Origin of the sequence: Burkholderia sp. E168m23, assembly GCF_016586125.1 — a bacterium.
GTDB classification, from domain to species: Bacteria; Pseudomonadota; Gammaproteobacteria; order Burkholderiales; family Burkholderiaceae; genus Burkholderia; species Burkholderia orbicola.
Genome location: NZ_BCPP01000640.1, coordinates 1 through 4,298, shown reverse-complemented (window position 1 = coordinate 4,298; position 4,298 = coordinate 1). Strand labels below are relative to the sequence as shown.

Sequence of the window (4,298 nt, the reverse complement as noted above, 5' to 3'; positions counted from 1 at the left end):
CGAACTTTGCCTTCGCGTCGCCGCGCGACAGCAGCCCGGCCTTCATCGCGACGATCCACGGCAGCGCGCGCAACCCGGCCCACGCGAAACGCGGCGCGTAATAACTTCGTATAGCATACATTATACGAAGTTATACGACGCCTTGCCGCATGCGCACCAGCGTGTGAAACACACGGGTATCGAGCGCAGCCCCGTCGAGATCGGTTTTCTCCAGCGGCTCCGGAAATCGACCACGCACGAATGAATGCGCCGCCTCGACCGCGGATTTCACGCCGCCCCCAAGGACCGCCGACGGACGCAGCATCGTTCCATGTCATACGTCATCAGATGTGAAAGCGCTCGCTTCCCCTCCCGATATTTATGCAGAAGGCGGGATATTTCCGGGTAAACCCGTGACGTCATCCTCGGTCCACCGGCGTACCATGTCATACGACGACGTACTACATTGAATCGGCATCCAGACGCCGACGCGGGCCGCCGCCCCGTCCGCCGTCACCCGACCGGAGACACCCTTGAACCCGCCCTCGTCCGCCCTGCCCGGCCGCGACCCGCTCGCGTCCGCCGTCTCGAAAGTGAAATGGCACGTGCTGCCGCTCGTGCTGATCATGTTCATCGCGAACTACATCGACCGCGTGAACGTCGGCTTCGTCGATCGCCACCTCGAAGCGTCGATCGGCATCGGCGCGGCCGCGTACGGGCTCGGTGCCGGGCTGTTCTTCGTCGGCTACGCGCTGTTCGAAGTGCCGTCGAACCTGCTGATGCAGCGCTACGGCGCGCGCATCTGGCTCGCGCGGATCATGGCGACGTGGGGCATCGTCGCGGCCGCGATGGCGTTCGTGTGGAACGACACGTCGTTCTACGCGCTGCGCTTCCTGCTCGGCGCGGCCGAGGCCGGCTTCTTCCCCGGCGTCGTGCTGTACCTGTCGCAATGGCTGCCGCCGCAGGAACGCGGCAAGGCGATGGCGATCTTCCTCGGCGGCTCCGCGTTCGCGTCGGTGCTGTCCGGGCCCGTCACCGGCGCGCTGCTGTCGATCCGCGGCTTCGGCCTGGAAGGCTGGCAATGGATGTTCCTGATCGAAGGGCTGTTCTCGGTCGCGCTGTGCGGCGCAAGCTGGCTGCTGCTGAAATCGCATATCCGCGATGCGACGTGGCTCACCGCCGAAGAACGCACGGCGCTGCAGAACGCACTCGACGAGGAGCGCGCGACGCGCGACGTCCGCTCGAACGTGCCGGTGCGCGCCACCACGCTGCTGCGCGATCCGCAGATCATGCTGTTCTGCTTCCTGTACTTCTCGATCCAACTGACGATCTACGCGGCCACGTTCTGGCTGCCGACCATCATTCGCAAGATGGGCGGGCTCACCGATTTCCAGGTCGGCCTGTACAACACGATTCCGTGGATGATCGCGATCGGCGCGATGTACGGCTTCGCGGTGCTGTCGTCGAAGTGGAAGCATCCGCAGCGCTGGCTGGCGTGCGCGCTCGTGCTGGCCGCGTGCGGGCTGTTCGCGTCGACGTCGCATGATCCGGTCTGGTCGTTCGCGTCGATCTGCTTCGCCGCGCTCGGCTTCAAGGCCGCGTCGTCGCTGTTCTGGCCGATTCCGCAGGGCTACCTCGATACGCGGGTGGCCGCGGCCGTGATCGCGCTGATCAACTCGGTCGGCAACCTCGGCGGTTTCGTCGCGCCGACGGCCTTCGGCTATCTGAAGCAACATACGGGTTCGATCACGGGCGGGCTGTATGCGCTCGCGATCGCTTCGCTCGTCGCCGCGGTCGCCGCGCTGTTCGCGCGCACGCACCGGCGCAGCGATCCGCCGCGCGGCCAGCCGGCCGACGAAACTTTCTCGCACGCCTCGATGCTCCGCCATGCCGAACACTGACCGCCTGACCGTCGTCGTCTCGAATGCCGTCGACGGCGACCTCGCCACCTTCGCCCTCACCGGCGACGGTACGCTCGCGCCGCTCGCCCGCTATCCGGCCGCCGACGTCGCGATGCCGATCGCCGTGCAGGCCGACCGCACGCGGCTCTACGTCGCGACGCGCGGCGAGCAGCCAACGATCGTCGCGTTCCGCGTCGCCGCCGCCACGGGCGCGCTCGCGCGCATCGGCACGACCGCGATCGACGCGAGCCATGCATACCTGTCGCTCGACCGCAGCGGCCGCTGGCTGCTCGGTGCGTCGTACGGCGGGAATTCGCTGAGCCTCTACGACGCCGGGCGCGTGCGCGACGGCGACGGCACGCCGCTGCAAGTCGCGGGCGGCATCGCGAACGCGCATGCGGTGATCGTGTCGCCGGACAACCGTTTCGCGTACGTCAGCTCGCTCGGCTCGGACCGCGTGTTCGGCTTCGCGCTCGTCGAGGACGCCGCCGGCCTGCGCGCGGTCGAACACGGCGACACGCGCGTGCCCGCCGGCTTCGGCCCGCGTCACCTGCGGTTCGCGGATGACGGCCGCACGCTCGTCGTCGTCAGCGAATTCCAGGGAATGCTCGCGACCTTCGCCCGCGACACCGACACCGGCCGGCTCGGCGACCCGCACGTGAGCGCACGCCATCCGGCCGTCGCCGAACTCGCGCAAGGCCATGCGCGCCCGCCCGCCCCGACCGAGCCGTCCGTGTGGGCCGCCGATCTGCACCTGACGCCCGACGAGCGTTTCGCGTACGTCAGCGAGCGCACATCGAGCCGGTTGCTCGGCTACCGCCGCAACGAAGACGGCACGTTCGAGCCCACCCACGCGACGCCCACCGAGACGCAGCCGCGCGGCTTCGCGATCGATCCGTCGGGGCGCTGGCTCGTCGCGTGCGGCGAGCAGTCGGAGCACGTGGCTGTGTATGCGATCGCGCCGGACGACGGCACGCTGTCGCTGCACACGCGCGTGCCGGGCGGCCGCGGCGCGAACTGGATCGCGATCGTCTGAAAGCTTGAAGGTTTGAAGAAGCATCCGCGCATGCGCGAGGACCGGCAAGCCGATGCGGGGGCAACGTTCAGCGCCGCTCGCTCGGCGCCACGCCCGTCCAGCGCTTGAACGCGCGCGTGAAATTCGCGCGGTCGGTATAGCCGACGCGCGCGGCGATCTCGTCGACCGGCAGCCGCGTGCCTTCGAGCAGCCGCAGCGCGTCGCGCAGCCGGATCTCGTCGAGCAGCGCCGAATAGGTCGCACCGTATTCGGCGAGCTTGCGCTTGAGCGTGCGCGCCGACACATGCAGTTCGCGCGCGACGTCGTCGACCGACGGATAGCCGCCTTCCCCGCAGATCAGCAGGTTGCGCACGCGCTCGACGATGCTCTCCGCATAGCCGAGCCGCGCGAGTTCGGCCTCGCACTGCTGGACGATCATCTGCGCGGTCTGCGCGTTCGCGGTGCCGATCGGCTCGTCGAGCAGCGCGGCGTCGCAGCGGATGCGGTTCGCGCTCGCGTCGAAATGGCAGCGCGGCAGCCGCGCGCGATAACGCTCGAACCACGGCGGCTCCGGCCATTCGAAATGGAGCTCGGCACGCGACTGCAGCGTGCGCCCCGGCGTCGGATACAGCAGCGAATTGAACAGGATCGCGGTTTCGACCAGAAAGTTTTCCACCGCGAACTGGCGCAGCCGGCCGAGCGGAAACGCTTCGAGCACGTCGATGTCGACGATGCCGTCGAGCTGCGCGAGCCGCACCGAGAAAAAAGGCACGCGCGTCGGCAGGTAGCGGATGCCGAGCGCGATCGCCTCGCCGAGCGTCGCGCAGCTCATCAGCCCGAAGCCGATCAGCCCCGCTTTCGTCAGGCTGCTGCGCAGGCCGATCTCGATCGCGATCGACGGATCGTCGGTCGCGTCGAGCAGGTTGAACACGATCGCCGCCTGCTGCAGCGGCGTGATGCGCGCATCGGGCTGCGCGAGCCGGTCGCGCGCGACGCCCGAGCCGGCGAGAATGCGGCCGCCGTCGATGCCGCGCTCCTCGGCCAGCATCAGCATGAACAGCGCATACGCGGACGACACCGTCGCCTTGTTCAACTGGCGCGCGGCATCCGGAACGGACAAGGCCATGCGGCGAACTCCCGAGCGGTTTCGGCGGATTGTAGCGTCGCTGGCCCGCCATGACACCACGGTGGCACTCTAGCGGGCCGACCTCCGCTCAGGCGCCCGCGCGTCGGCCAACGTGGCCCGAAATGACACCACCCTTGGCACCGACGGCCCTCGCCTGCGTTCCGGCACGCGCCTATGCTTGTCACATCGGCATTGCGCCCCACTCTTTCCGCACGGATTCCGGTCGATGAGCCAACCCGCACGAACCGCCTTTCGCCACGACGCCGACAGGGTCGCG

Annotated in this window: 4 protein-coding genes and 1 pseudogene; 2 read left to right on the top strand and 3 right to left on the bottom strand. The window is 68.6% G+C overall.

All coding sequences use genetic code 11. The annotated features are described in order from the left end of the window. Together JMF90_RS26490 and JMF90_RS26485 are read right to left on the bottom strand one after the other, a co-directional pair. A pseudogene (locus tag JMF90_RS26490) lies at positions 1-94 on the bottom strand (HAD-IB family hydrolase); the annotation flags it as partial. A gap of 36 nt (positions 95-130) precedes the next feature. Then, entirely contained in the window at positions 131-304 is a 174-nt protein-coding gene (locus tag JMF90_RS26485) for a hypothetical protein (protein WP_201325622.1), read from the bottom strand. Between the two features lie 208 nt (positions 305-512). Here JMF90_RS26485 and JMF90_RS26480 point away from each other — a divergent pair, with 208 nt between their 5' ends. Further along, the gene (locus JMF90_RS26480) at positions 513-1,880 is read left to right on the top strand and encodes an MFS transporter (protein ID WP_012328858.1); all 1,368 of its coding nucleotides are present in this window, start codon (positions 513-515) and stop codon (positions 1,878-1,880) included. Then, positions 1,867-2,916, top strand: a complete 1,050-nt coding sequence (locus JMF90_RS26475) for a beta-propeller fold lactonase family protein (protein ID WP_054927986.1) — start codon at positions 1,867-1,869, stop codon at positions 2,914-2,916. The genes JMF90_RS26480 and JMF90_RS26475 overlap by 14 nt, the downstream gene beginning before the upstream one ends. 67 nt (positions 2,917-2,983) lie before the next feature. On the opposite strand, the gene JMF90_RS26470 is transcribed toward JMF90_RS26475, so the two are convergent. Continuing rightward, positions 2,984-4,021 (bottom strand): AraC family transcriptional regulator, encoded by a 1,038-nt coding sequence (locus tag JMF90_RS26470; RefSeq protein ID WP_034174502.1) that lies wholly within the window; start codon positions 4,019-4,021, stop codon positions 2,984-2,986. Positions 4,022-4,298 lie beyond the last annotated feature (277 nt).

Excerpts from the sequence above, each read along its gene's own strand:
- JMF90_RS26485 (WP_201325622.1), bottom strand. The coding sequence starts at position 304 with ATGCTGCGTCCGTCGGCGGTCCTTGGGGGCGGCGTGAAATCCGCGGTC.
- JMF90_RS26470 (WP_034174502.1), bottom strand. The coding sequence starts at position 4,021 with ATGGCCTTGTCCGTTCCGGATGCCGCGCGCCAGTTGAACAAGGCGACG.
- JMF90_RS26475 (WP_054927986.1), top strand. The coding sequence starts at position 1,867 with ATGCCGAACACTGACCGCCTGACCGTCGTCGTCTCGAATGCCGTCGAC.